This is a genomic window from Catellatospora bangladeshensis, from assembly GCF_016862575.1.
In the GTDB taxonomy this organism is placed as follows: Bacteria; Actinomycetota; Actinomycetes; order Mycobacteriales; family Micromonosporaceae; genus Catellatospora; species Catellatospora bangladeshensis.
Genome location: NZ_BONF01000010.1, coordinates 69723 through 93908, shown reverse-complemented (window position 1 = coordinate 93908; position 24186 = coordinate 69723). Strand labels below are relative to the sequence as shown.

Below are 24186 nucleotides of genomic sequence, written 5' to 3'. Positions count from 1 at the left end.
GGGCATCAGCGCAGCCAGCGCGGCAGGAACCACAGCCGCGGACGGCCGGTCGCCCGGCGCGTCAGGATCTGCTCGATCCAGGACAGGAAGCCGAGCGGCGGCACCGGGTCCGACTGTGGGAGACCCGGGGGCGCCCAGCAGAACTCGTCGTCGGACCCGGGCGGTGCGTAGTCGTTGCACCACACGGTGCCAGCCGAAACCGAGGTGACCGCGAGCACGGTGTAGAACGCGCATCCGCCCTCGGTGATGACCACCGTGCCGTTGAGCAGTTGGTCGTCCCGGCAGCAGCTGAGGCCGTGGCCGTCCGCCAACGCGAACGGAAGCGTCACGTGGTTCCAGCCACCGTAGTCGCACTGGCTCTTGTGGAGGACCCGCTCGGGGGTGAGCAGGTCGAAGCCGCCGGTGCCGAAGCGGATGAGGAAAGCGCGGTACTCCTCGGGCAGCGGCAGGCCGAGCCGGGCTTCGAGCTGGTCGAGCTGCTCGGCCGTCACCCGGCTGCCCTCGCCGTAACCCCAGCGCCGACGGTACGCGTCCACTTCGGGGGCGACTTCGTCGAGTCGGCGGGTCAGCGAGGTCTCGAGCACAGCGACGACGGTAGCGGAACAGGCTTGCGTGGACAGGGCACTTTCTCCGCGGACGGTGCGACGAGCAGTTGTTTCGTCTCGCCCAGGCGAGGACGCGAGGGCGCGGGATCGGATCAGCGCAGGCGGCGCGGCAGGAACCATCGCCGCGGGCGCCGGGGCACGCGGTACGCCACGATCTGCTCGATCCAGGACAGGAAGCCGAGCGGCGTCACCGGATCCGTCTGGGTGATGCCGGCGGGGGCCCAGCAGAACAAGTCGTCCGCCCCGGGGACGGCGTAGTCGTTGCGCCAGACCGTACCGGCTGACGCCGAGGTCACCGCGAGCGCGGTGTAGAACGCGCAGCCGTTCTCGGCGATAGGCACGGAGCCGTGGAGCATCTCGTCCTCCGGGCAGCAGCCGAGGCCGTGGCCGTCGGTCACCGCGAATGGCAACGACACGTACGCCCGTTCACCGCTCATGTCGCACCGGCTGCGCAGGTAGACCTCGCCGGGGGTGAGCAGGCCGAACCCGCCGGTGCCGAAGCGGGTGAGGAAGGCGTGATACTCCTCCGGCAGCCGCAGGCCGAGCTGCGATTCGAGCCTGTCGAGCTGCTCGATCGTCACCCGGCTGCTCTCGTCGTAGCCCCGCAGCCTGCGGTACGCGCGCACACGGGGGGCGAGCTCGTCGAGTCGGCCGCGCAGCGATGTCCTGATCACAGGTAGGCACGGTAGCCGAGGAGGCGTGCGTTAATGGAGGCGTTTTCCGCTACGGAAGACGGGCCGATCTGCTGCTCCTGGCGCTGCCGCGAAACTCGCACAGACCGCCGTCGCAGGTGGGAGGCACTTCGGCGATCTCGACGGATCGTCGTACGGCCGGGTGGTCGAGGACCGCTGGTGGCGGCGGTGGGCTGGAAGGAGCGGCGTGAGATGGCGCGACCGGAGGCGTCCCGGATCGGGGACACCGGGGAGTGGCCGCTGGGCGCGACCGTGGTGGTGCGGCGCGCCGACGGCCCGGTGCTGCTCATGCACCGTACGCGTTACGAGCCTGACGACGCCGGGCCGTGGGCGTGGACCGCGCCGGCCGGAGGCCGTGAGCCAGGGGAGGCGCTGCTGGCCACGGCGGTGCGGGAGCTGCGGGAGGAGACGGGGCTGACCGGGCTCGTGCCGGTGCCCGTGGACCTGTCCGGCAGCTGGGCGCTGTTCGCCGCCGAGGCCGGGGCGGACGCCGAGGTGGTGCTGAACGGCGAGCACGACCGGTTCGTCTGGGCGCGGCCGGAGCGGGTGGCCGAGCTGGTGCAGCCACGGCACGTTGCCGGGCGCTACCGGCGGGCGCTGGGGATGGACCTGTCGCCGCTGACCTTCCGGCCGCTGGCGCGGGCGGACCTGCCGGACCTGGTGCGGTGGTTGCAGGCTGAGCATGTGAGCCGCTGGTGGGCGCAGGTCCCGGCGGATGTGGCGGCGGCCGAGGGGAAGTACGGTCCGCGCATCGACGGGGTGTCGCCGACGGCGGTGGACGTGGTGCTGCTGGACGGGCGGCCGGTCGGCTTCATCCAGTCGACGCCGCTCGCCGCGCAGGACGACTACCTGGAGACGGCCCGCTGGGTGACCCGTGACGGCGCGGACTGCGTGTCGATCGACTACGCGGTGGGTGAGCCGTCGCTCGCCGGCCGGGGCTTCGGCACCAGGCTGATCTGGGAGTACGTCCGCGACGTGGTGCCGGTGCGGTTCCCGGGGAACAGGTTCGTGGTGGCGGACCCGGCGACGGCTAACACCGCCTCGGTGCGGGCCTGCGAGAAGGCCGGGTTCCGGCGGGCTTTCGACTTCGACCCCGGCGAGGGGGTACACCGTCACGCGCTGTGCGTCTTCGAGCGGGCCCGCGCCCTCGGAGGTTAAGAAGGGCACCTTCTACTACGGAAAACGATAAGAAGGTGCCCTTCCTTGTGTTCTAGGCGTCGTCCCAGCGGAAGAGGGCGGCGGCGGCCGCCGAGAGGACGACGGTGAAGCCGAGCAGGATGCCGATGTCCGGGAGGGTCACGGAGAACGCCTCGCCGCGGACCATCACGTCCTGCATGGACGACACCAGGTGCTTGAGGGGCAGGAACTCCGAGACGGTACGCAGCCACTCCGGGGCGCCTTCGAGCGGGAAGAACGCGCCGGACAGGAACGCCATCGGCAGGGTGATCAGGTTGGCGATGGCGCTGGCCGCCTCGGCGGTCTTGGCGACGGCACCGGCCAGCAGGCCGATCGACAGGAAGGCGAGCGTGCCGGCGATCATGATGGGGATGAAGCCCCACCACTGGTCGGCCAGCTGGAGCCCGAAGTAGGGCAGCAGCGCCACGCCGATGAAGATGGCCGACTGGACCAGCGCGATGACGATGCTGACCGAGACCCGGGCGCTGATGATCGAGGTCACCGGCACCGGGGACAGCCGCAGGCGGCGCAGGATCTTCTTCTGCCGCCAGGTGACCAGCGTCAGCGCCGCGCCGAACGTGGCGCCGGTGGCGATGGCCCAGCCCAGCAGGCCCGGCGTCATGTACTGGATGGCCTTGAGCGACTCGTCCTCGACCGGTTTGGCGCTCAGCTTCAGCGCTGGCGTGGTGACCCCGGCGGCGGCCAGGTTCGCCTCCTGTACGAGCGACTCCAGGATGCCCTGCACGGTGGCCGACTTGACCTGGTCCGCGGCCGAGTAGTGCACGATCAGCTCGCCGCCGACCTGCTCCAGCGCGGCGGCCTTGTCGCCCTTGCGTACCTGCTCCAGCGCGTCCGCGCGGTCGTCGGTGCGCTCGACGGCGAGCACCTGGCCGATCCCGGCCGCGGCCTCGGCGGGCAGCTGCTCCAGCACCGGCACCGAGCCGATCTGCAGCACGTCCGTCTTCGACGCGCCGCTGTCCTTGAACAGGCCGCCGAAGAGCACGAGGAACATCAGCGGGAACAGGATGGTGAAGAACATGGCGGTGCGGTCGCGGAAGAACCCGCGGGCCATCGCCGCCGAGAGGCTGACGAAACCGGTCACGCGCGGTACTCCCTTCCGGTGAGGTGCAGGAAGACGTCTTCCAGGGTGGCGCCGCGCACCGACAGGCCGCGCAGCGCGTCCCGCTCCGCCAGGGCGGACAGGACCGGGGCGGGGGTACGCGTCGCGAGGGTCAGCGAAACCCCGTCGTCGGACACCTCGACGCCGTCGGCCAGCGTGCGCGCGGCGTCGGCGGTGAGCACGCCGCTCTCGATGGAGATGCGGGTCGGCGCGTCCAGGTCGCGCACCAGCGACGCGGGCGGACCCGACTCCAGGATGCGGCCGTGGTCCATGATGGCGACCCGGTCGCACAGCGACTCGGCCTCGTCGAGGTAGTGCGTGGTCAGCACGACGGTGCGGCCCTGGGAGTTGATGTCGCGCAGCACGTCCCACAGATTGCGGCGCGCCTGCGGGTCCAGACCCGAGGTCGGCTCGTCGAGGAACACCAGGTCGGGGCCGTGCGCCAGGGCGCAGGCGATGGACAGCCGCTGCTGCTGGCCGCCGGACAGGTCCTCGTTGCGCTTGTCGGCCATGTCCTCCAGGCCGACCACGCCGAGCCACTCGTCGGCCTTGCGTGCGGGCACGCCGTAGAGGGAGGCGAAGGTGCGGATCTGTTCGCGCGCGGTCAGCCGCTCGAAGAACGCGCTGGCCTGCAGCTGTACGCCGATCCGGGGGAGCAGGCGCGGGTTGCGCGGCCAGGGGCTCTCGCCGAACAGGCTGACCGTGCCGGAGTCGGGCTGGCGGAGACCCTCGACCATCTCCAGGGTGGTGGTCTTGCCCGCCCCGTTCGGGCCGAGGATGCCGAAGAACTCCCCGGCCTGTACCTCGAAGGAGATGCCGTCGACGGCGCGCAGTTCGCCGTACGACTTGCGCAGCTCCTCGACCTTGATCGCTGATGACATGTGGTGCACCCTATCTTCTGCCTGCCAGTCCGTTATGGACGCATTCCAAAAAGGAACCTGGTGATGCGGGTCCGGCGCACCAGGAACTCGTACGCCCCGATGGTCAGCAGCAGCGCGATCGTGACCAGGGCGGCGTACTTGACGAGGATCGGCGCCGGCCAGGAGACCACGACGTAGGCGACGGCCACCACGATCGGCTGGTGCAGGATGTAGATCGGCAGCGCGCCGAGGGCGAGGTAGGCGTAGACCCGGCGGCCGACGCCGGTCGGCGCCTGGCCGGGCCCGGCCGCGCTGCCGGTTCCGGGGTCACCGTCGGCCGCCGGGCGGTCCGGCTCGGCTCGCGCCGACGCGCTGTCCGGGCTGCGGCGGCGGTCGAGCAGTCCGAGGATGGCCATGACCCAGCACCAGCCGGTGATGCCGTAGAGGAAGCGCGCCGTCATGGCGACGCCGGTCAGGTCGCTGAACGGGTCGCCGTCCTCGAGGGACAGGAACAGCGGCATGCCGGCCAGCATGAGCGCCGCGCCCAGCACGGCCGCGGGCACGGCGTCGCGGCGCATCGCCGCGCGGAAGCGCTCGTCGCCCGCGAGCAGCGTGCCGTAGGCGAAGAACAGCAGGTAGGCCCAGCGGCTCCAGCCGGCGTAGCCCTCCTCCATACCGTCGAAGGCGCAGATCAGCGCGAGTGGCAGCGCGGGCAGCAGGATGACGCCCCGGCGGGCGACCGCTGCGGCCGCCCGTCCCTGGAGGCGCCGCAGCGGGGCGGGCGGCAGCAGCCGGACCGCCGCCGCCAGCAGCAGCGCCCACGCCAGCAGCATCACCACGAACCACAGGTGGCCGGACTCGAAGTGCTCCCCGCCCAGCAGGAACGGGAACTCGTCCGGCTGGAACCGCACGTCGAGAAAGCGCGGGAGGAAGCGCCAGTAGGGTTCGTCGTAGCCCGGATCGGCGGCGCGCAGCCGCAGCCACTGCGGGATCGGCAGCAGCGCGACGGCGGCGAACAGCAGCGGCACGCCCAGCCGCCGCAGCCGCTCGGCGGCGAACCCGCCCGGCCCGCGGCGGCGCAGCGAGTGCCGTGCGCCGTACCCGGCGATCAGGAACAGCAGCGGCATCGCCCACACCACGGCGAGCCCGGCGATGACCGTGGTGACCTCGGTGGTGTCGGCGTTCTTGACGTAGTAGTCGTCGCGCTCGTCGAAGACCAGCGCGGAGTGGAAGAAGATCAGCCCGACCACGACCAGCGTGCGGATCGCGTCCAGCTCCGGGCGGCGACCGGCCGGCGCGGCCGTGCCCGGGGTCGCTTGTTCGGTGGCCATGCCACGGGTTCCCTTCGTTAAGAAGGGCACCTTCTACCACGGAAAACGATAAGAAGGTGCCCTTCCTTCGTCGTCAGGTGGGACGCGGTGGGAGGGCCGCCTGGTGGTCGGCGGATCAGTCCATTTTCGAGGGCTGAAGCGAGGGTTGGGGTTGGAGGGCGGGCAGGGACTCGTGGCCGGTGTGGAAGGCGGTGACGGCCGTGAGGCGGGCGTGGGGGTCGTCGAGGGTGATGGTGAGGCGGCGGGTGCGGATCGCGGGGAAGGCGTGCCAGCGGCGTACGCCGACGGTGCGCCCGGACGCGACCGGGGTGTCGCCCTGGTGGACCTGGTGGGCGTCGACGCGCTGGCCGGCGGTGAGGTCTTCGCGGAGTTCGAGGTGGTCGAGGTCGATCTCGGTGGGGAAGTCGGCGGTCACCCGGCCGGATTCGTGGGTCAGGCGGGCGGGGACGGGGTCGGCGAAGCGGCGGCGCAGCTCGGCGGCGACCTCCAGCAGGCGGGCGGTGTCGGCGTCGTCGAGCCGGCCGCGCCGGTCCGGGGGCACGTTGAGCAGCAGGCCCGCGCCGAGGCCGACCGAGCGATACCAGACGGCCAGCAGGTGCTCGGTGCTCTTGAGGGTGTCGCGGTCGTCGGGCTGCCAGAACCAGTGCGCCCGGATCGGGACGTCGCACTCGGGTGGGAGGTAGCGGGCGCCGTCGAGGGTGTCCTGGTCGGCGGTGAACATCGAGCGGCCCAGCCGGTCGACCGTGTAGTGGCACGGGTCGGCGGCGAGGCCGTCCTCGTTGCCGACCCAGCGGATGGTCGGGCGGCCCATGTTGAACACCATCGCGCCGGGCTGGTGGGTGTCGACCACCCGCATGATCGCGTCCCAGTCGTAGGCGCGGCCCTCCGAACCCGCGCCGTCGAACCACAGCTCGTACAGCGGGCCGTAGCGCGTGCACAGCTCGGTGAGCTGGGCGACGTAGAACGCGTCGTAGGCGGCCGGGTCGGGGTAGCAGGCGGCGTTGCGGTCCCACGGGGACAGGTAGAGCCCGAGCGGCATCCCGGCGTCCCGGCAGGCGGCGGACAGTTCGCCGACGACGTCCCCGCGTCCGTTCCGCCAGGGTGACGAGGCCACCGAGTAGGCGGTCGTGCGGGTCGGCCACAGGCAGAAGCCGTCGTGGTGCTTGGCCGTCAGGACCAGGTATCGCGCACCGGCGCGCCGTGCGACGTCGACCCACTGGGCGGCGTCCAGCGCCGAGGGGTCGAACGTCGCCGGGTCGAGGGTGCCGTCGCTCCACTCCCGGCCGTGGAACGTGTTGATGCCGAAGTGCAGGAACATGCCGAAGCCGGCCTCCTGCCAGGCGATCTGTCCCGGCGTGGGCAGGGTGGGCATGGCGCTCCTCGGCATAGTAAACGGTTACTAGCGAGCGATCGTATAGGAAACGGCGCGCGGCGTCGAACCCCGGGATCGGGGCCGGGTGCCGTGAAACGATGAACCGGTGCTGGTGGTGAGCATGATCGGGGCCTTGCTGGCGGCCGTCTGCTTCGGCCTGTCCTCGGTGATGCAGGCCGTGGGCATGCGGAGGGTGGGCCCGGTCAGCCAGGAGGACCCGCGTTCGCTGGTGCGGGCCTGGCTGACAGTGCCGTTCCTGGCCGGCACCGGGCTGGACCTGCTCGGTTTCGGCTTCGAGCTGGTCGCGTTACGCCACCTGCCGCTGTTCCTGGTGCAGGCGGCGGTCGCGTCGGCGCTGGCCGTCACCGCGATCGCGGCGACCGTGGTGATGAAGGAGCGGCTGGGGCGGGGCGAGAAGCTCGCCGTGGGGGCCGTGTGTCTCGGCCTCGCGCTGCTGGGCTGCTCGGCGGGCCCGGAGGGGGCGACCCGCGCGCACACCGACTTCTACACCGCGCTCGGGGCGAGCCTGCTGGGGCTGGCCGTGCTGGGTTTTTTGGCGGGGCGGCTGCCGGGCAGATGGCGTACGCCGATCCTGGGCCTGTGCGCGGGCCTGTGCTTCGGCGTGCTGGCGCTGGCCGCGCGGACGCTGCCGGAGCTGGACCCGGTGCGGCTGCTGCGCGAGCCGGCCACCTACCTGGTGGCGGTGTCGAGCCTGATCGCGCTCGTGCTGTGGACGATGGCGCTGTCGGCCGGGGCGGTCACCACGGCGACGGCGGCGATGGTGGTGGGCGAGACGGTGCTGCCCGCGGTCGTCGGCGTGCTGGTGCTCGGGGACGAGGCGCGGGCGGGCTGGGCGCCGGTGGCGGTGGGCGGCTTCCTGCTCGCGGTGGGCGGCGCGCTGGCGCTGGCCCGGTTCGGCGAGCTGCGCGGCGGCCCGGCGGAGGGCGCCACCGCCACGGCGGCGCCCGCCGAGGCGGGACGGTGAGCCTACCCTGTTCTCAGCATGTGGACGGCGGTCCTCGGAAAACTGCGCGTCCATGGGATGTGTCGGGCGCGTTACACCAGGTAGGTGACGCAGCGTGCGTCCCACGTTCCTGGACGTCACGGACAGGTACCCAGAGCGCTTGCGCGGTCACGGGTTCGCTTGCATGATGGGAGTCGCAAACGCAAGGTCTGGTTTGCATAGTGGCACTTGCATCTGTGGCCCGGAAGGTGTGGACTCCACAGCTCCGGGCGGGCGGCCGGGATCCCATCCCTGACCGGCCGGCTTCACGGAAACACCGCCATCCCGTACATTGGGACGGCCCTGCTTCCGATTTCCCATCCGCGAGCACGTTCGCCGCAGTGAGGCACGAATGCCAGCTCCCCGGATCAACCCCGCGCGCCGATCTCCTGACGAGATCGCGGCCACCGACTCGTACCAGCCCGGCGACCGGGTCTGGGTCTATCGCGAGCGTGCGTGGCAGGCGGGCATCGTCTCCGACACCTCGCCCGAGTCCGCGGTCGTGATCCGCGGCGGGCAGCGCGGTGTGCAGGAGGAGACCGTGACGGCCCCTCACCTCATGGTCCGTGACGACGAGTACGTGTACCTCGACACCGTCACCTACGTCTGAGGAACCCCAGACCGAGCCGGCACTCGCGTAGCCTCGGGTGCCGGACCGGGCCAGGCGGGTGGTGCCCTGCGCACCACCCGCCTCGGCTTGTCTCAGCCCCGGCGCGCGCGGCGGTGGCGCTGGAACTTCTCCCGGTACTCCAGTGGCACGAACACCAGCGTGGTGACCACGGCCGCGACCACCGCCCACAGGGCGACCTGGCTCGGGCTCAGGTGGGTGATGCCCATGTTCGACGTCCACACCGGGTGCAGGCCGAGCGGCGGGAAGCCCTCCCAGAACAGCACCCACAGCAGCGGCACCAGGCCCATCGCGATGCCGTACGCGGTGAAGTGGCCGGCCTGCGAGAACAGGATGCCCAGCACCACCGCCGCGATCAGGTAGACGAGCACGGCGGTGCGCTGCCCGCCGTCGGTCGGGATCCGGTCGATCAGGTAGTTCCAGGTCGCCACGATGGTGTCGAGCACCGGCTCCCAGTACACCGCGACCAGTACGAGCGCCACCACGCTCAGGACCGCGATGCCGAGTCCCTTGAGAATCTTGAATGCGCCGGCTTCTGCCCGCGTCACAGCGTTCCTCCCTCGCCGAGTCGTACGCGCCGGCGCTCCCGCGGCGCGGGGCCCCTGCGCCCGGCGAGCATCCACATCGGAGCGGTCGCTGCCGGTGTGGAGACACGGGGTTACGAGGGTCGCACGATCCCGTCCCCCGAGCGGTGCCGTGCGAGCGGCGCGCAGATCATCCCACCACCGCCGGCCGACAGCGAGAGCTGGACGACCCTTTCCGGTTGCCGCAACGGCTGAGCTGCATGAAGATTCGCTCGCGCATGCCGCGCGGGAAGGGGTCAGCCGGCCAGCGCTGCGGCGAGGAAGCGGTGCGCGTGCGCGTTGGCGGGCCAGGTCAGCGACAGCGGCACCAGGTTGAAGACGTGTCCCGCGCCGGGCACCACCAGCAGCTTCACCGGCGTGCGGGCGGCCAGCAGGCGGGCGTACAGGAAAAGCGTGTCGTCGCGCAGCGGATCCTCGGTGCCGACCGTGAGCAGGATCGGCGGCAGTCCGGGCAGCTCGGCGTAGAGCGGGGACACGTCGGGATCGGCGCGGCGGGCGGGGTCGGGCACGTACTGCTCGGTGTACCAGCGGATGCGTTCGGTGGTGAGCACCCCGCCGCGTTCGCCCCAGGCACGGGCGCTGGGCGTCAGCGTCAGGTCGTACGGGCCGTAGCAGAGGTTCAGCGCGCGCAGCGGCCGTTCCGCCGGCCGGTCGCGCAGCCGCAGCGCCACGGCCAGCGCCAGGTTGGCGCCGGAGGACTCCCCGCCGCAGGTCACCGCGTTCACGCCGAACTCGCCCGGGTGGCCGAGCAGCCACCGCACCGCCGCCTCGCAGTCGTCGAGCTGGCCGGGGTACGGCCGCTCCGGAGCGAGCGGGTAGTCCAGGCTGACCACGGTCTGGCCGGTGCCGCGTACCAGATCCTCCAGGTAGCCGTCCTGCTCGTCGGCGGCGCCGACGGTCCACCCGCCGCCGTGCAGGTGCACGAACAGGCCCGTGGGCGTGGTGGAGCGGAACACCCGGGCCGCCATCGTGCCGGAGCCGACCGGGATCGCGAGATCCGTGGCGTGGGGCGAGCGGTAGAACTCCCCGCCGGGTGCGCGGGCGATCAGCAGCTCGCGGGCCAGGACCCGGAACTGCGCGGCGCTCGCGGGCGGCCAGGGCGTCTCGCGAACGATCCGGGCCGTCTCCGCCTCGAACGCCACCGCGTCCGGCGGGTGCGCCGTGGTCGCGAACGTGGTCTCGTCCAGGCCCACCGCCACCTCCCGTCCGTTCCACTGTGCGCCGCGGGCCCGGCGTACGTCCGGGAATCGGCTCAGCTCGGCCGCCGGGCGGGCAATGGGTCCCCGCGGGCCGGTGACTTTGGTCCCGCCGGGTCGGGCCGTCGCGCCCTGCCCCGGGCCACCGGTGAAAAGGGACGCTGAGGACACACGGCAGCAGACGTCCTAAGGAGACGGAAACCATGAAGCGCAGGACCCTCGACCTCATGTTCAGCCTCGGCGGCGTGGCCATCGCGCTCCTGCTCGCCGTCGCGGGCCTCGTGCTGCAGGCCAACGCGGACTTCGCCAACGACTACGTGGGCCGCCAGCTGGCCGAGCAGAACATCACCTTCAAGACCCTGGACACGCTGACCGACGAGGAGCGCAAGCAGCCGGGCCTGGTCGAGAACGCCGGCAAGCCGATGACCACCGGCAAGCAGGCCGAGGTGTACGCCAACGAGTTCATCGGCCTGCACCTGAAGGGCATCGCGGGCGGCAAGACGTACGCCGACATGGGCGAGCCGCAGTCGGCGCTGCGGGCGCAGATCGCCGAGGCGCAGAAGAACGGTACGGACGTGACCGCCCTGCAGCAGCAGCTGGCCGAGGTCACCGCCCAGCGGGAGACGCTGTTCAAGGGCGAGACGCTGCGCGGGCTGCTGCTGACCACCTACGGGTTCAGCGAATTCGGGGTCAAGGCCGGGCAGGCCGCGCTGGTCGCCTTCCTCGCCGCGCTGGTGATGGCGCTGCTGGCCGCCGCGGGCTTCGTGCACGCCTGGCGCACCCCGCGCACCGAGGCCTTCGCCCCGGTGGAGGCTCCGGAGCGCACCCCCGTCGCCGCCTGAGCCTCCCCGCGGTACGGCCCACCTGGCCAGGTGGGCCGTACCGCCGTCGTCAAGGCCCTGCCAGACCGACAATGGAAGACGGAGGTCCCGTGATGAACGAGCGAAACGGCCCGGTCGTGGCCGGGGTGGACGGATCGGATTCGGCCCTGCGCGCGGTGCGCGCCGCCGCGCGGGAGGCGGGCTGGCGCCGCTGCCCGCTGCGGATCGTGCACGCCTTCATCTGGCCCCTGATGCACGTGGACACCGGTGCGTCCGAGGCGGTGCCGCAGGGCGGCCTGCGCCACGACGCGGAGCGGGTCCTGGAGCTGGCGGCCGCCGCCGCGACGGACGAGACACCCGGCCTGGAGATCGCCACCGAGCTGGTCACCGGGGCGCCCGCGCCGGTGCTGCTGCGCGAGGCGCGGGAGGCGGCGCTGGTGGTGCTCGGCGACCGCGGCCTGGGCGGCTTCAGCGGGCTGCTGCTGGGCTCCGTCGCGGTCCAGGTCACCGCGCACAGTACGACGCCGGTGCTGGTGGTGCGGGGCCGCACGGACCCGACCGGGCCGGTGCTGGTCGGCTGCGACGGCTCGGCCGGCGCCAATCCGGCGGTCGAGGCGGCGTTCCGGGAGGCGGCGCGGCGCGGCGCCGACCTGGTCGCGGTGAAGGCGTGGCGGGAGTCGCCGGGCCTGGCCGCCACCCAGCTCTACGACGCCGAGTCCGCTCGCAAGGAGGAGCTGGAGGTGCTCCAGGACGCGCTCGACGCCTGCCGGGGCCGCCATCCCGAGGTCCGGGTCCGCGCCGAGGTGATCTCCGGGCGGGCCGGGCAGGAGCTGGTCCGGCTCAGCGAGCAGGCGCAGCTCGTGGTGGTCGGCGCCCGCGGCCGGGGCGGCTTCACCGGCCTGCTGCTCGGCTCGGTCAGCCAGCAGCTGCTGCACCACGCCGCCTGCCCGGTCCTGGTCGCCCGCGCCTGAGTTCGTGACGGGTCCCGCCCGCACGGGTCCAACGGCCCTGGGCGCGCGGCGAAGGGCGGGTCACCCTGGAGTTGAGGGTGGCTTAGCCGGGGGTGGGTCATGGACACGCGGATCGCGGAAACGTGGGGCACGGCCGGGCGTGCGGCGGAGCCGGGGCTGGCCTGGCGGCAGCTCAGTGAGGTGATGAGCGCGCCGGTGCGGTGCGTGGAGACGTCGGCCACGCTTGGCGAGGCGCTCGGCGTGATGGTGCGGGACAGGCTGCGGCACCTGGTGGTGACCGACGAGGGCGGCCGCTGCGTGGGCGTGCTCGCCGACCGGTCCGTGGTGGCGGCCTGGGCCACCGAGCCCACCTCGCTGACGTACCGGCGGGTCTCCTCGGTGCTGGACCGTACGCCCGCGGTGGTAGCCGCGGAAGCGGCGGTGGTGGACGCGGCGCGGCTGATGCGCACCGAGTGCGTGGACGCGGTGGCCGTGGTCGACGCGCGCGGCGTCGCGGTCGGCATCGTGACCGGCAGCGACCTGGTCGCCCTGCTGGCGCGGTGACCGGCTTCCCGCGCCCGGCGGCCCGTCATAACATCGCCGGTGTGGAACAGCAGTGGAACACGCTGGGATTGCCGCCGCTGTCGCGGGCGGGTCTGGACGAGCTGCTGCAGGAGCTGCTGGACCGCGTCGCCGAGGTGATGGCGAGCCGCGAGCGGCTGCGCAGCCTGCTCGACGCGGTCGTCGGCATCGGCACCGACCTGGACCTGCGCTCGACGCTGGAGCGGATCGTGGTCGCGGCGTGCCACCTGGCCGACGCCCGCTACGGCGCGCTCGGGGTGGTGGGGCCGGACCGCACGCTGGTCGAGTTCATCACGCACGGCATCGACCCGCGCGCGCACGCGGCCATCGGCGACCTGCCCACCGGGCACGGCGTGCTCGGGCTGCTGATCGCGGAGCCGCATCCGGTGCGGGTGCCGGACATCTCGGCGCATCCCCGCTCGGTCGGCTTCCCGCCGCACCACCCGCCGATGAAGAGCTTCCTCGGGGTGCCCATCCGCATCCGCGACCAGGTGTTCGGCAACCTCTACCTGGCCGAGAAGCGGGAGGCGGCGTCGTTCACCGAGGACGACGAGGAGATCACCATGGCGCTGGCGGCGGCGGCCGGCGCGGCGATCGAGAACGCCCGCCTGTACGCGCTCGCGCAGCGCCGCCAGCACTGGCTCGCCGCCACCTCGGAGATCATCACGGCGCTGTCCGGTGACCTGACCACCGACGAGGCGCTGGCGCTGGTGGCCCGCCGGGCCCGCGAGGTCGCGGAGGCGTCGCTGGTGGCGGTGCTGCTGCATGACGAGGCGGCGGGCACGCTGCGGGTGGCCGCGGTGGACGCCGCCGAGCCGGTGCCGGGCCTTTCCGGAGCGGTGCTGCCGGCCGGGCAGACGGGCCTGCGCCCGGTGCTGGACCTGCAGCAGGTGGTCGCGCTGGAGCGGCTCGGCAAGGCCGCCCCATGGCCGGTGCCGGTGCCCGACGTGCGCGCCGTCGCCGCGCCGCTGGCCGGCGCGCAGGGGGTGCTGCTGGTGGGGTATCCCGGCCCGGCGCGGGCCGACGACGAGCTGCTGCTCACGGCGTTCGCCGGGCAGGCCGGGCTGGCGCTGCAGCAGGCGCGGGCCCGGGAGGACCGCGAGCAGCTGCTGGTGCTGTCCGACCGTGAGCGCATCGCCCGCGACCTGCACGACGTGGTGATCCAGCGGCTGTTCGCCACCGGGCTCCAGCTGCAGACCGTGGCGGGCATGTCGGGGCAGAAGCCCGAGGTCGCGACCCGGATCGGCACCGCCGTGGACGCGCTGGACAGCACCATCCGCGACATCCGCGGGGCGATCTTCGAGCTGCGCAGCCCGGCGGGGGAGTCGCTGCGCGCCGAGCTGCGCGGGCTGGCCGAGGACGCCGCCGAAGGGCTGGGCTTCCGGCCGGAGCTGGTGCTGGACGGGCCGCTGGACAGCGCGGTGCCCGAGGAGCTGCGCGCCGACCTGCTCGCGGTGGTCCGCGAGGCGCTGTCCAACGTGGTGCGGCACGCCGGGGCGAGCCGGGTACGGGTGCAGGTGCGCGTCGGGTCCGGCGGGCTCGCCGTCACGGTCAGCGACGACGGCTGCGGTGGCGCGGTGGCCCGGGGCGGGCTGGTCAACCTGGGGGAGCGGGCGGCGCTGCGGGGCGGCCGGCTGGCCGTCGAGCCGAACGAGCCGACCGGCACCGTGCTCGACTGGCGGGTGCCGCTCGGCTAGCGCTGGCCCTGCTCGCGCAGCTTGACCGCGAGGATCGCGGCCTGGGTGCGCCGCTCCAGGCCGAGCTTGGCCAGCAGGCTGGACACGTAGTTCTTGACCGTCTTCTCGGCCAGGAACATCTGCGCCGCGATCTGCCGGTTGGTGAGGCCGTCGGCGACGTAGCCGAGGATCTTGCGCTCCTGCTCGGTGAGCGACTTGAGCTGGTCGGGCTGGTGCTGCGGGTTGCGGATGCGCTCCAGCACGCGCTGCGTCACCGCGGGGTCCAGCAGCGACTGCCCTGCCGCGACCCGGCGCACGGCGTCGACCAGGTCGGTGCCCCGGATCTGCTTGAGCACGTACCCGGCGGCGCCGGCCATGATCGCGGCGAACAGCGCCTCGTCGTCCTCGTACGACGTCAGGATCAGGCCCTTGATGTCCGGGTCGACCGAGCGCACGTCCCGGCACACGTCGATGCCGCTGCCGTCGGGCAGCCGCGCGTCCAGCACGGCCACGTCAGGGCGCAGGGCCGGGATGCGCCGGGAGGCCTCGGCCGCCGAGCCCGACTCGCCCACGACCTCGATGTCGCCGTCGGCCTGCAGCAGGTCGCTCAGCCCGCGGCGGACCACCTCGTGGTCGTCGAGCAGGAACACACGGATCACCCCTGCAGTCTGCCCGCTCAGGTGCCACGCCGGAAGGGACCTAAGTCCCGGCCGGGAAGGTGACCCACGGCCCATCGGCGCACTACCGGCGGCCCTGCACCCGGTGCTGTGAGCGCGCGCACAGTGGACTCATGCGAGCCGACGAATCCCTACCTGACGAGGTGCTGCGTGACGCGGCCCGGACCGCGCTCGCCGCTCCCTCCATCTTCAACACGCAGCCGTGGCGCTGGGTCGCCGGGCCCGGCCGGCTGCGGCTGTACGCCGACCGCCAGCGCCAGCTGCTGGTGGCCGACCCCGACGCCCGCCTGCTGACGGTCAGCTGCGGCGTCGCGCTGCACCACGCCCGGGTGGCGCTGGCGATGGCCGGCTACGCGGTGGACGTGCGCCGGATGCCCGGCCCGGAGGACCCGGACCTGCTCGCCGAGCTGGCCCTGACCGGGCCGCACGAGCCCACCGCCGCGGAGCGGGGCGCGTTCGCGGCCATCCCGCGCCGGCGCACCGACCGGCGTGCGTTCACCGAGCGGCCGGTGGCAGCCGAGGTGTGCGCGGAGCTGGTCGCGGCGGCCCGGGCACAGGGCGCCGACCTGCAGCTGGTGGGCGACGGCGAGCTCGCCGTGCTCGCGCTGAGCGCGGTCCGCGCGGGGGCGCTGCGGATGGCCGACCCGGGATACCGGGCCGAGCTGGCCGACTGGACCCACCGGCCGCCGTGGAGCGGCGACGGGGTCGACACCGCGGGCACGGTGCGGGCGGTGCCGCGCCGGGTGCCGGTACGCGACTTCGCGCCGTTCGGCGGGCCGACGCTGGCGGCGGGGCCGGACACGGACCGGGGCGCCCGCTACGCGGTGGTGTTCACCGAGCACGACGGGCCGGGGGACTGGCTGCGGGCCGGTGAGGCGCTGTCGGCGGTGCTGCTGACCGCCGTGGGCGCGGGGCTGGGCACGGCGCCGATCAGCGACGTCACCGAGCTGTCGGTGACCCGGGACGAGCTGCGCCGGCTGCTGCCGGACGGCGGCTACCCGCAGCTGGCGGTGCGCGTCGGGCACGCGCCGCCGGGCGAGCCGCCGCGGACCGTGCGCCGGTTGTTCGAGGAGGTCCTGGAGGGGTGAGCACGGGGGAGGCGGCCGCACCGGGCCGCCTCCCCCGTCACGTCACACCAGCGTCAGGCTGGCGCGGCGCTTCTCACGGTCGATCTCCAGGATCCGTACCGTGACGCTCGAACCGACCTGCGGCCCGGTCTCGCCGTACAGCAGGCCGTCGGCGTCGTCGGCGATCCTGACGAAGGCGCCGAAGGGCACGATCGAGACGACCTGGCCGACCAGGACGTCCCCGGCGTTGAGTTCCTCGAAGCGGGACATGCGCTCACCTCCTTCCTCGGCAGGCTCCGCTTAGGCGGGCGTCGAGCGAAGGAGGGCGGGCCGCGGGCCCGCCGGGCGATCACGGCACAGCCGGATGCCTGTTCTGATCACGGCACTGGGCCGACCCGGCAGTCACGCGCCAGACGCTAGCGGCCCGCGCGTGCCCGGGGCAATCCGATTACACGGCACGCGCCGCCGGAAATGAACTTGCAGTCGCTGCAAGTTCGCGCTTCAATCGTGCCGTGGTTCCCGACGTGCACTCCGACGCCGCCCCGCTGGGCCGGCGCGACCTGCGCAAGCAGCAGACCCGGGCCGCGCTGACCGGCGCGGCCCTGCGGCTGTGCGCCGAGCGCGGGTTCGACCAGGTGACCGTGGACGACATCAGCGCCGCGGCCGGCGTCTCGCCGCGCACGTTCTTCAACTACTTCGCCTCCAAGGAGGACGCCGTGCTCGGCGACCACCTGGTCGAGGTGGACGCGATGCGCGTGCGGCTGGCCTCGCTGCTGCCGGCGATGCCGGTGCTGGAGGCGGTCCGCCGCGCGGTGCTGCTGGTCGTCGCGGCGATGGAGGCGGACCGCGACCACTGGTTCCTGCGCATGGAGGTGGTCCACCGCAGCCCGCAGCTGCTGCCCAGGCTGGTGCTCAGCGGCGCCGAGGCCGAGCGGGTGACCACCGAGGTGATCGCCGCGCACCTGGGCGTCGACCCCCTCGCCCACGGCTATCCGGCGCTGGTCGTCGCCACCACCGGCGCGGCCTTCCGGGTCGCCGCGACCCGCTGGATGGAGGCGGGCGGCCGGCTGTCGCTGGGCGCGCTCGTCGACGAGGCCTTCACCGACCTGGCCGCGGGGCTGCCCGACCGCGCCGTTTGATCCCCGGCGCGGCCCGCCCCGACCCCCGTACCCCCGGGTGATCCTCACCCGGTCGAAACATCACGTGAGGAAACGAATGACCACCACCGCCAACCCGCCCGACCAGGCGGACCGGGGCGCCGAGCCCACCTCCATGTCGCGGCGGGAGGTGATGCAGGCACTGTCCGGGCTGATGCTCGGCATGTTCGTGTCCATCCTGGCGTCGACGATCGTCGCCAACGCGCTGCCCCGCATCATCGGCGCGCTTCACGGCAGCCAGTCCGTCTACACCTGGATCGTCACCATCGAGCTGCTGGCGATGACGGCCACCGTCCCGCTGTGGGGAAAGGCGGCCGACCTCTACAGCAAGAAGCTGCTCATCCAGCTCTCGCTCGGCCTGTTCGTGGTCGGCTCGCTCATCGCCGGTCTCTCCCAGAACGTGGAGACCCTGCTCGTCAGCCGGCTGGTGCAGGGCGTCGGCGCGGGAGGCATGACCGCGCTCGCCATGATCGTGATGGCGGCGATGATCCCGCCGCGCGAGATGGGCCGCTACTCCGGCATCTTCGGCGCCGTGTTCGGCATCGGCACCATCGCCGGTCCGCTGATCGGCGGCGTCATCGTCGACACGGACTGGCTCGGCTGGCGCTGGACGTTCCTGATCGGCGTCCCGTTCACGCTGCTTTCGATCTACCTGCTGCAGCGCACCCTGCACCTGCCGCCGACCCCGCCCGGCAAGGTGAAGATCGACTACGCGGGCGCGTTCCTGATCACCGCGGGCGTGTCCACGCTGCTGGTCTGGTCGACGCTGGCCGGGCAGAAGTTCGCCTGGGCGTCGGGCTGGACCGCGCTGCTGGTGAGCGTCGGTGTCGTGCTGCTGGCCCTGGCCGTGCTCGTCGAATCGCGGGCCGCCGAACCGATCATCCCGCTCAACCTGTTCCGCAACCGCACGGTCGCCCTGACCATCATCGCCAGCGTGCTGGTAGGTCTGGCGATGATGGGCGGCGCGGTGTTCCTGTCGCAGTACTTCCAGATCTCGCTGGGCAAGTCGCCGACCGTCGCGGGCCTGATGAGCCTGCCGATGATCTTCGGTCTGCTGGTGTCGTCCACCGTTGCGGGCGGCCTGATCACCAAGTACGGCAAGTGGAAGATCTACCTGGTCGCGGGCGGCTTCATCATGACCGCGGGCATGGTGCTGCTCGGCACCATCGACCACACCACCAGCGTGCCGGTGCTGTCGGCGTACATGGCGGTGCTCGGCATCGGCGTCGGCCTGCTCATGCAGAACCTGGTGCTCGCCGCGCAGAACGACGTGCCCGCACACGAGCTGGGCGTGGCCACCTCCGTGCTGACCTTCTTCCGCAGCATGGGTGGTGCCATCGGGGTGAGCGCGCTGGGCGCGGTCATGGCCAACCGGATCACCGACCTGTCGGTGGAGAAGTTCGGCCCCGCCGCGGCCGGTGGCGGCTCGACCCAGGTCCCCGACCTGGCCGCGCTGCCGCCCGCGGTCCGGGCGATCATCGCGGAGATCTACGGCGTCGCCACCGCGGACCTGTTCCTGATCGGCGCCCCGTTCGCCGCGCTGGCGCTCATCGTGGTGCTGTTCATCAAGGAGAAGCCGCTCAGCACGCTCAGCGGCGCCGACCGCCTGGCTCAGGAGAGCGCCGCCGCCGACAGCGCCGACCTCGGCGCCGAGGATGCCGGTGACGCTGCTCCGGGCGCCGGCAAGCGTCCTGACGAGCCGCTGCGGGTGGGCTGACCCAGCGCCTTTGCTCTGCTTACAAATACGCATCGGTTGCGTATTTGTAAGCAGAGCAAAGGCGGGTCGGTGAAGGCACGGGCGCTCGTGCCGTGTGCGCGGGCGCCCGTTGTATTCGGCGAACCAGGCATACGGCCGGTCGTCCGTGGATATCGTCAGGACCATGCCTGACGTGAAGATCGCCGTCATCTACTACTCCGCCACCGGGTCCGTGCACCGGCTGGCGGAGGCCGTCGCCGAGGGCGCCCGCGACGCCGGGGCCGAGGTACGGCTGCGGCGGGTCGCCGAGCTGGCGCCGGACAGCGCCATCGACGCCAACCCGGCCTGGCGCGAGCACGTCGACACCACCGCCCGGGACGTGGCCGAGGCGGCGCTGGCCGATCTGGAATGGGCCGACGGGTACGCCTTCGGCACCCCGACCCGGTTCGGCAACACCACGGCCCAGCTCAAGCAGTTCCTCGACACCACGGGCGGGCTGTGGCAGGCCGGCAAGCTCGCCGACAAGACGGTCACCGCCTTCACCTCGGCGGTCAACGTGCACGGGGGCATGGAGAGCACGATCCTGTCCCTCAACAACGTCTTCTACCACTGGGGCTGCATCATCGTCCCACCCGGCTACACCGACGACACGGTGTACGCGTCCGGCGGCAACCCGTACGGCACCTCGTGGGCGGCGGGCACGCAGGGTGCCAAACCGGACGACGCGACGCTCGCCGCCGCCCGCTACCAGGGCCGCCGTCTCACCACGATCACCGCGAAGCTGCTCGGCTGAGCGGTCCGCGCGCGTACGATCGATCATCTGGAGGCGAGCCATGCAGCCGATGACCCCGATGTACCGCGACGAGGAGGATCTCCGGCACGACACCCGGGCGGCATGCGTACGCGCGTGCAACCTGTGCGCCGAGGCGTGCAACGCCTGCGCCGACGCGTGCCTGGGTGATTCTGCCGTGGCGGAGCTGGTGATCTGCATCCGCACGAACCTCGACACCGCCGACATGTGCGCCACCGCCGGCGAGATCCTGGACCGCTTCCGCGGCAACCATCCCGAGCTGGTCCGCTCCGTGCTGGAGGCGTGCGCGACGGTCTGCGACGTGTGCGCGAGCGAGTGCCGGGCGCACGCGGACCGCCGGCCGAGCTGCGCCGCGGCCGCCGACGCCTGCGTGGCCTGCGCAGCCGCCTGCCGTGCGATGCTCGCTGAAGCGTCCCTGGCCGAACCCGCGCTGCGCTGACCCGCCCGGCTGTGACGTATGTCCCAGCCGGTGGCGATCTGTCACATCCGGGCCCGCCTGTCCCGTCGTTCCCGGGACGGGGGCCTGCGGTCTCCGTGAAACTGGAGAACGGAAGGGATGTGCCTGATGAGCCAGCGGATGAACGTGGGCGAGGTCGCGCCGGAGGGCTACCGCGCCGTGCTGGGGCTGGAGAAGTACCTGCGCCACCAGCTGGACTCCCGGCTGCTGGACCTGGTCAAGCTGCGCGCGTCTCTGCTGAACGGCTGCGCGTACTGCGTCGACCTGCACGGCGGCGACCTGCTCAAGCACGGCGAGGACGTACGCCGCGTGCTCGGGGTCGGCACCTGGCGGGAGTTCCCCGGCTTCGACGCCCGCGAGCGGGCCGCGCTCGGCCTGACCGACGAGGTGACCCGGCTCGGTGAGCACGGCGTCTCCGACGAGGTCTGGGACACCGCCCGCGCCGCCTTCACCGACAAGGAGGTCGCCGACTTGATCCTCGCGATCGGACTCATCAACCTGTGGAACCGCATCGGCGTGACCACCCGGCTGGAACCGGTGCTGTGATGTCCGCCGTCATCGAGGCGCGCGCCGTGAACTCGGACGGATTCGAGCAGCACCGCCCGGTGCTGCTCGGGTTGGCGTACCGAATGCTCGGCAGCTGGTGGGACGCCGAGGACGTGCTGCAGGAGACCTGGCTGCGCTGGCACGACGCGGACCGGGCGGCCATCGCCGATCCGCGCGGCTGGCTGGTCACCGTCACCACCCGGCTGGCGCTGGACCAGCTGCGCTCGGCGCGACGCCGCCGGGAGACCTACCCCGGCACCTGGCTGCCCGAGCCGGCCCCGATCGGGCAGCAGGTCGCCGACCCGGCCGAGACGGCGCAGCAGCGCGAGACGCTGTCGCTGGCCGCGCTGCGCCTGCTGGAGCGGCTCACCCCGCCGGAGCGCGCGGTGTACCTGCTGCGCGAGACGTTCGAGCTGCCCTACGCCGAGATCGCGCAGACGCTGGGGCTGACCGAGGCCAACGCCCGCCAGCTGCACCGCCGCGCCGCCGACCACGTCGGCGAGGACCGCAGCCGGTTCGCGGTGGACACGGTCGAGCACCGGGCCCTGGTGGAACGCTTCCTGGCCGCGGCCAGCACGGGTGACCGTGGCGCGCTGGAGGAGTTGCTGGCCGACGAGGTGGTGCTGTGGAGCGACGGTGGCGGCAAGGTCCGCGCCGCGCTCAACCCGGTCGTCGGCGCGCCGAAGGTGGCCCGCTTCATCACCGGCATCACCGCGAAGGCGAGCCGGGTGGAGTGGCGCGTCGCCGAGGTCAACGGCGGCCCGGCCGCGATCGTCCTGCTCGGACCCGGCTGGCAGCTGCTCACCTGGGAGTCCGAAGGCGGCCACATCGTCGGCCTCCAGCTCCTCAGCAATCCTGACAAACTCCGCGCCCTCGTGCCGCCGCGCCCAGCCCCGGCCCCCACCCCCTGGGCCCAGTCCTAACGAGGTGCGGCTTCCGCTGTTCCCTGACGGCGCGACTCCTGGAGAGCCGCGCCGGCCGGGGGGCCGTCGGGCTGGCGGACGACAGCGGGAGGAGTGGCTGGGTCGGCGGCGGTGAGGCCGAGGCGGTGGCGGGCGAGCAGCCATAGGGCGGGGAGGACCGCGAGCAGGGCGGCGGTGGTGATGCCGACGGCGAGGGTGCTCGCGCCGAGCAGCTTCAGGCCGCTGGCGGTGAGAACCACGGTCAGCGCGAAGCGGATCAGGCCGCCCGGAGCGCGGGACGATACGGCCGCGCCGAGCAGCACGCCGGGCACCGCGCCGGCGATCAGGGCCGCCGTCAGCGCGAGCTGGAAGTCGCCGAACAGCAGGTGGGCCAGCGCGGCGGCGGCGACCAGCGGCACCGCCTGCACCAGGTCGGTGCCGACGAGCTGCTGCGGCCGCAGCGCCGGATAGAGCGCCATCAGTGCGATCACGATCAGCGAGCCGGAGCCGACCGAGGTCACCCCGACCACCAGCCCGCCCACTGCTCCGACCAGCACGGTCGGAATTATGCGTACGCGAACAGGCGCCGGGTCGCCCGCGACGGCCCCCTGAGCGGGATCCGCTGCCGCACGGGCCTGCTCGCGCAGCCCGAACCAGGCCTTGAGCACCAGCCCGGACGCGGCGAGCAGCAGCGCGGCGCCGAGCAGCGACTGGATGACCTGCGACGCACCCTCGCTGTCGAACGCCTTCGCGACGAACACGCCGCAGAACGCGGCCGGGATGCTGCCCGCGCACAGCCACAGCACCAGCCGCCGGTCCACGGTGCCGCGCCGCCAGTGCACCGCCCCGCCGAACGGCTTCATGATCGCGCCGGCCACCAGGTCACTGGAGACCGCGCTCAGCGGCGGCACCCCGAACACCAGCACCAGCAGCGGGGTCATCAGCGCGCCGCCGCCCATGCCGGTGAGTCCGACCACGACACCGACGCCGAACCCGGCTACCGCGACCCATAGATCCATGCGGTGACCATATAGACCGGCGGTGCGGGCGGGCAGTCTCCGTCCCAGGTTGCGGTACGTGGCGCAGCGTCCCCACGACTCTGTTAACGCGCTGTTCAGCGCCCGCATGTGCATGATCGATCCAACACCCTGGACGCGCGGTGAGTCAGAAATGAGACTGGGTCGGGCCGCCTGCGACGAATTCGGTTGACCTTGGCCGGGTGGTTCGTAGGGTGGCGGACATGCTGACGCGCCCCGCTGACCTGGCCGAGGACAGACTCGTCGCCGCCCTGGACGAGGGGTGGGGGATCGGGCCGGTGACGCTGGCGTACCAGCCGGTGGGCTGGGGCAGCCACCACTGGTCCGTCGCCGACGCCGCGGGCAGGAGGTGGTTCCTCACCGTCGACGAACTGCACCGCAGGCGCACGGGCACCGAGTCGCTCGACGGCGCCTTCCGGCGGCTGCGGGCGGCTCTGTCCGTGGCGCGCGGTCTGCGCGACAGCGGCCTGGCGTTCGCCGTCGCGCCGTTGCCCGCGCGGGGCGGCGAGCCGCTGGTGCGGGTGGCCGGGGACTTCGCCGCCGCGCTGTACCCGCACGTCGACGGGCAGAGCTTCGGCTGGGGCGAGTACACCGCACCCGGTCACCGGGAAGCCGTCCTGGAGATGGTGGTCGCCGTGCACACCGCACCGGCCGCCGCGCGCCGCGACGCCCTGCGCGACGACTTCACCGTGCCTCACCTCGACGGCCTCCACGCGACCCTCACCGGTGACACCCCGGACTGCGGCCCGTACGCCCACCGCGCCGCCCGCCTGCTGGCCGCGCACGCCAAGCCGGTCCGCGACCTGCTCGCCCGCTACGAAAACCTGGTCGAGCAGCACCGCGACACACCGGCCGTGCTCACCCACGGCGAGCCCCACCCCGGCAACACCATGCTCACCCCCGACGGCTGGCGCCTCATCGACTGGGACACCGCCCTGCTCGCCCCACCCGAACGCGACCTGTGGCTGCTCGCCGCCGACGACGAGTCAGTGCTCACCGCGTACGCCCACGCCACCGGCCACACCCCCAGCCCGTCCCTGCTGGACCTCTACCGCGAGCGCTGGACCCTCGCCGACATCGCCGTAGACCTGGCCCGCTTCCGCCACCCCCACACCGGCACCGCCGACGACACCAAGTCCTTCACCCTCCTCACCGAGATCATCACCTCCTTGACCTAAGGAAGGGCACCTTGTTAACGCAATACGTAGAGGAAGGTGCCCTTCCTAACCTCGCAGCGGCG

26 protein-coding genes are annotated in these 24186 nt (G+C 72.8%); 15 read left to right on the top strand and 11 right to left on the bottom strand.

Annotated elements, in window-relative coordinates; genetic code table 11:
* Positions 1-5: 5 nt before the first annotated feature.
* Both Cba03nite_RS09720 and Cba03nite_RS09715 read right to left on the bottom strand, forming a co-directional pair.
* On the bottom strand, positions 6-584 hold the full coding sequence (locus Cba03nite_RS09720; protein WP_203744375.1) for an SMI1/KNR4 family protein: 579 nt from the start codon (positions 582-584) through the stop codon (positions 6-8).
* 113 nt (positions 585-697) lie between these two features.
* Entirely contained in the window at positions 698-1279 is a 582-nt protein-coding gene (locus Cba03nite_RS09715; RefSeq protein WP_203744373.1) for an SMI1/KNR4 family protein, read from the bottom strand.
* A gap of 210 nt (positions 1280-1489) precedes the next feature.
* Here Cba03nite_RS09715 and Cba03nite_RS09710 point away from each other — a divergent pair, with 210 nt between their 5' ends.
* Complete coding sequence (locus tag Cba03nite_RS09710) at positions 1490-2455, top strand: GNAT family N-acetyltransferase (RefSeq protein WP_203744371.1); 966 nt, start codon at positions 1490-1492, stop codon at positions 2453-2455.
* Between the two features lie 52 nt (positions 2456-2507).
* Here the strand turns inward: Cba03nite_RS09710 and Cba03nite_RS09705 are convergent, their stop codons facing one another.
* The 4 genes from Cba03nite_RS09705 to Cba03nite_RS09690 all read right to left on the bottom strand — a co-directional run bounded on the left by Cba03nite_RS09705 (position 2508) and on the right by Cba03nite_RS09690 (position 7156).
* Complete coding sequence (locus tag Cba03nite_RS09705; protein ID WP_239125602.1) at positions 2508-3575, bottom strand: ABC transporter permease; 1068 nt, start codon at positions 3573-3575, stop codon at positions 2508-2510.
* Positions 3572-4474, bottom strand: a complete 903-nt coding sequence (locus Cba03nite_RS09700) for an ABC transporter ATP-binding protein (RefSeq protein WP_203744369.1) — start codon at positions 4472-4474, stop codon at positions 3572-3574. The genes Cba03nite_RS09705 and Cba03nite_RS09700 overlap by 4 nt, the downstream gene beginning before the upstream one ends.
* A gap of 32 nt (positions 4475-4506) precedes the next feature.
* Complete coding sequence (locus Cba03nite_RS09695) at positions 4507-5784, bottom strand: acyltransferase family protein (protein WP_203744367.1); 1278 nt, start codon at positions 5782-5784, stop codon at positions 4507-4509.
* Positions 5785-5899: 115 nt separating this feature from the next.
* Complete coding sequence (locus Cba03nite_RS09690) at positions 5900-7156, bottom strand: alpha-L-fucosidase (protein WP_203744365.1); 1257 nt, start codon at positions 7154-7156, stop codon at positions 5900-5902.
* 121 nt (positions 7157-7277) lie between these two features.
* Here Cba03nite_RS09690 and Cba03nite_RS09685 point away from each other — a divergent pair, with 121 nt between their 5' ends.
* Together Cba03nite_RS09685 and Cba03nite_RS09680 are read left to right on the top strand one after the other, a co-directional pair.
* The gene (locus tag Cba03nite_RS09685; protein WP_239125601.1) at positions 7278-8141 is read left to right on the top strand and encodes a DMT family transporter; all 864 of its coding nucleotides are present in this window, start codon (positions 7278-7280) and stop codon (positions 8139-8141) included.
* Between the two features lie 370 nt (positions 8142-8511).
* Entirely contained in the window at positions 8512-8769 is a 258-nt protein-coding gene (locus Cba03nite_RS09680) for a hypothetical protein (protein ID WP_203744363.1), read from the top strand.
* A 92-nt stretch (positions 8770-8861) separates the two neighbouring features.
* Here Cba03nite_RS09680 and Cba03nite_RS09675 read toward each other — a convergent pair whose 3' ends face one another.
* Together Cba03nite_RS09675 and Cba03nite_RS09670 are read right to left on the bottom strand one after the other, a co-directional pair.
* Positions 8862-9335 (bottom strand): hypothetical protein, encoded by a 474-nt coding sequence (locus tag Cba03nite_RS09675; protein ID WP_203744361.1) that lies wholly within the window; start codon positions 9333-9335, stop codon positions 8862-8864.
* A 272-nt stretch (positions 9336-9607) separates the two neighbouring features.
* Entirely contained in the window at positions 9608-10564 is a 957-nt protein-coding gene (locus tag Cba03nite_RS09670; RefSeq protein ID WP_203744359.1) for an alpha/beta hydrolase, read from the bottom strand.
* Positions 10565-10770: 206 nt separating this feature from the next.
* On the opposite strand from Cba03nite_RS09670, the gene Cba03nite_RS09665 reads away from it, so the two are divergent.
* The 4 genes from Cba03nite_RS09665 (at position 10771) to Cba03nite_RS09650 (ending at position 14617) form a co-directional block, all read left to right on the top strand.
* The gene (locus Cba03nite_RS09665; protein ID WP_203744357.1) at positions 10771-11409 is read left to right on the top strand and encodes a hypothetical protein; all 639 of its coding nucleotides are present in this window, start codon (positions 10771-10773) and stop codon (positions 11407-11409) included.
* A gap of 92 nt (positions 11410-11501) precedes the next feature.
* On the top strand, positions 11502-12359 hold the full coding sequence (locus tag Cba03nite_RS09660; RefSeq protein WP_203744355.1) for a universal stress protein: 858 nt from the start codon (positions 11502-11504) through the stop codon (positions 12357-12359).
* A gap of 99 nt (positions 12360-12458) precedes the next feature.
* The gene (locus Cba03nite_RS09655) at positions 12459-12902 is read left to right on the top strand and encodes a CBS domain-containing protein (RefSeq protein ID WP_203744353.1); all 444 of its coding nucleotides are present in this window, start codon (positions 12459-12461) and stop codon (positions 12900-12902) included.
* A 77-nt stretch (positions 12903-12979) separates the two neighbouring features.
* Entirely contained in the window at positions 12980-14617 is a 1638-nt protein-coding gene (locus Cba03nite_RS09650; protein WP_239125631.1) for a GAF domain-containing sensor histidine kinase, read from the top strand.
* Here Cba03nite_RS09650 and Cba03nite_RS09645 read toward each other — a convergent pair.
* Positions 14614-15255, bottom strand: a complete 642-nt coding sequence (locus tag Cba03nite_RS09645; RefSeq protein ID WP_203744351.1) for a response regulator — start codon at positions 15253-15255, stop codon at positions 14614-14616. The two genes, Cba03nite_RS09650 and Cba03nite_RS09645, sit on opposite strands and share 4 nt — an antisense overlap.
* A 131-nt stretch (positions 15256-15386) precedes the next feature.
* Here Cba03nite_RS09645 and Cba03nite_RS09640 point away from each other — a divergent pair, with 131 nt between their 5' ends.
* The gene (locus Cba03nite_RS09640) at positions 15387-16361 is read left to right on the top strand and encodes an Acg family FMN-binding oxidoreductase (RefSeq protein ID WP_239125600.1); all 975 of its coding nucleotides are present in this window, start codon (positions 15387-15389) and stop codon (positions 16359-16361) included.
* Between the two features lie 42 nt (positions 16362-16403).
* Here Cba03nite_RS09640 and Cba03nite_RS09635 read toward each other — a convergent pair whose 3' ends face one another.
* The gene (locus Cba03nite_RS09635) at positions 16404-16610 is read right to left on the bottom strand and encodes a S1 RNA-binding domain-containing protein (protein WP_203744349.1); all 207 of its coding nucleotides are present in this window, start codon (positions 16608-16610) and stop codon (positions 16404-16406) included.
* Positions 16611-16852: 242 nt separating this feature from the next.
* Between Cba03nite_RS09635 and Cba03nite_RS09630 the strand changes: the two genes are divergently transcribed.
* The 6 genes from Cba03nite_RS09630 to Cba03nite_RS09605 all read left to right on the top strand — a co-directional run bounded on the left by Cba03nite_RS09630 (position 16853) and on the right by Cba03nite_RS09605 (position 21930).
* Complete coding sequence (locus Cba03nite_RS09630) at positions 16853-17479, top strand: TetR family transcriptional regulator (RefSeq protein WP_239125599.1); 627 nt, start codon at positions 16853-16855, stop codon at positions 17477-17479.
* A 76-nt stretch (positions 17480-17555) separates the two neighbouring features.
* Complete coding sequence (locus Cba03nite_RS09625; RefSeq protein WP_203744347.1) at positions 17556-19214, top strand: MDR family MFS transporter; 1659 nt, start codon at positions 17556-17558, stop codon at positions 19212-19214.
* 163 nt (positions 19215-19377) lie between these two features.
* Positions 19378-19986, top strand: a complete 609-nt coding sequence (gene wrbA / locus Cba03nite_RS09620; protein WP_203744345.1) for an NAD(P)H:quinone oxidoreductase — start codon at positions 19378-19380, stop codon at positions 19984-19986.
* Positions 19987-20026: 40 nt separating this feature from the next.
* Entirely contained in the window at positions 20027-20443 is a 417-nt protein-coding gene (locus Cba03nite_RS09615; protein WP_203744343.1) for a four-helix bundle copper-binding protein, read from the top strand.
* A 126-nt stretch (positions 20444-20569) separates the two neighbouring features.
* Complete coding sequence (locus Cba03nite_RS09610) at positions 20570-21007, top strand: carboxymuconolactone decarboxylase family protein (RefSeq protein ID WP_239125598.1); 438 nt, start codon at positions 20570-20572, stop codon at positions 21005-21007.
* Positions 21007-21930, top strand: a complete 924-nt coding sequence (locus tag Cba03nite_RS09605) for an RNA polymerase sigma-70 factor (protein ID WP_203744341.1) — start codon at positions 21007-21009, stop codon at positions 21928-21930. Before Cba03nite_RS09610 ends, Cba03nite_RS09605 begins: the two co-directional genes overlap by 1 nt.
* On the opposite strand, the gene Cba03nite_RS09600 is transcribed toward Cba03nite_RS09605, so the two are convergent.
* Positions 21927-22928, bottom strand: a complete 1002-nt coding sequence (locus Cba03nite_RS09600) for a sulfite exporter TauE/SafE family protein (protein ID WP_203744339.1) — start codon at positions 22926-22928, stop codon at positions 21927-21929. The two genes, Cba03nite_RS09605 and Cba03nite_RS09600, sit on opposite strands and share 4 nt — an antisense overlap.
* A gap of 221 nt (positions 22929-23149) precedes the next feature.
* Between Cba03nite_RS09600 and Cba03nite_RS09595 the strand changes: the two genes are divergently transcribed.
* Entirely contained in the window at positions 23150-24124 is a 975-nt protein-coding gene (locus Cba03nite_RS09595) for a phosphotransferase (protein WP_203744337.1), read from the top strand.
* Positions 24125-24186: the final 62 nt, after the last annotated feature.

Bases quoted from the DNA above. Each gene is read 5' to 3' on its own strand.
- Cba03nite_RS09665 (WP_203744357.1), top strand. From the start codon at position 10,771: ATGAAGCGCAGGACCCTCGACCTCATGTTCAGCCTCGGCGGCGTGGCC.
- Cba03nite_RS09635 (WP_203744349.1), bottom strand. From the start codon at position 16,610: ATGTCCCGCTTCGAGGAACTCAACGCCGGGGACGTCCTGGTCGGCCAG.
- Cba03nite_RS09660 (WP_203744355.1), top strand. From the start codon at position 11,502: ATGAACGAGCGAAACGGCCCGGTCGTGGCCGGGGTGGACGGATCGGAT.
- Cba03nite_RS09610 (WP_239125598.1), top strand. From the start codon at position 20,570: ATGAGCCAGCGGATGAACGTGGGCGAGGTCGCGCCGGAGGGCTACCGC.
- Cba03nite_RS09595 (WP_203744337.1), top strand. From the start codon at position 23,150: ATGCTGACGCGCCCCGCTGACCTGGCCGAGGACAGACTCGTCGCCGCC.
- Cba03nite_RS09685 (WP_239125601.1), top strand. From the start codon at position 7,278: ATGATCGGGGCCTTGCTGGCGGCCGTCTGCTTCGGCCTGTCCTCGGTG.
- Cba03nite_RS09680 (WP_203744363.1), top strand. From the start codon at position 8,512: ATGCCAGCTCCCCGGATCAACCCCGCGCGCCGATCTCCTGACGAGATC.
- Cba03nite_RS09600 (WP_203744339.1), bottom strand. From the start codon at position 22,928: ATGGATCTATGGGTCGCGGTAGCCGGGTTCGGCGTCGGTGTCGTGGTC.
- Cba03nite_RS09695 (WP_203744367.1), bottom strand. From the start codon at position 5,784: ATGGCCACCGAACAAGCGACCCCGGGCACGGCCGCGCCGGCCGGTCGC.
- Cba03nite_RS09700 (WP_203744369.1), bottom strand. From the start codon at position 4,474: ATGTCATCAGCGATCAAGGTCGAGGAGCTGCGCAAGTCGTACGGCGAA.
- Cba03nite_RS09655 (WP_203744353.1), top strand. From the start codon at position 12,459: ATGGACACGCGGATCGCGGAAACGTGGGGCACGGCCGGGCGTGCGGCG.
- Cba03nite_RS09625 (WP_203744347.1), top strand. From the start codon at position 17,556: ATGACCACCACCGCCAACCCGCCCGACCAGGCGGACCGGGGCGCCGAG.
- Cba03nite_RS09690 (WP_203744365.1), bottom strand. From the start codon at position 7,156: ATGCCCACCCTGCCCACGCCGGGACAGATCGCCTGGCAGGAGGCCGGC.
- wrbA (WP_203744345.1), top strand. From the start codon at position 19,378: ATGCCTGACGTGAAGATCGCCGTCATCTACTACTCCGCCACCGGGTCC.
- Cba03nite_RS09640 (WP_239125600.1), top strand. From the start codon at position 15,387: ATGCGAGCCGACGAATCCCTACCTGACGAGGTGCTGCGTGACGCGGCC.
- Cba03nite_RS09605 (WP_203744341.1), top strand. From the start codon at position 21,007: ATGTCCGCCGTCATCGAGGCGCGCGCCGTGAACTCGGACGGATTCGAG.
- Cba03nite_RS09710 (WP_203744371.1), top strand. From the start codon at position 1,490: ATGGCGCGACCGGAGGCGTCCCGGATCGGGGACACCGGGGAGTGGCCG.
- Cba03nite_RS09615 (WP_203744343.1), top strand. From the start codon at position 20,027: ATGCAGCCGATGACCCCGATGTACCGCGACGAGGAGGATCTCCGGCAC.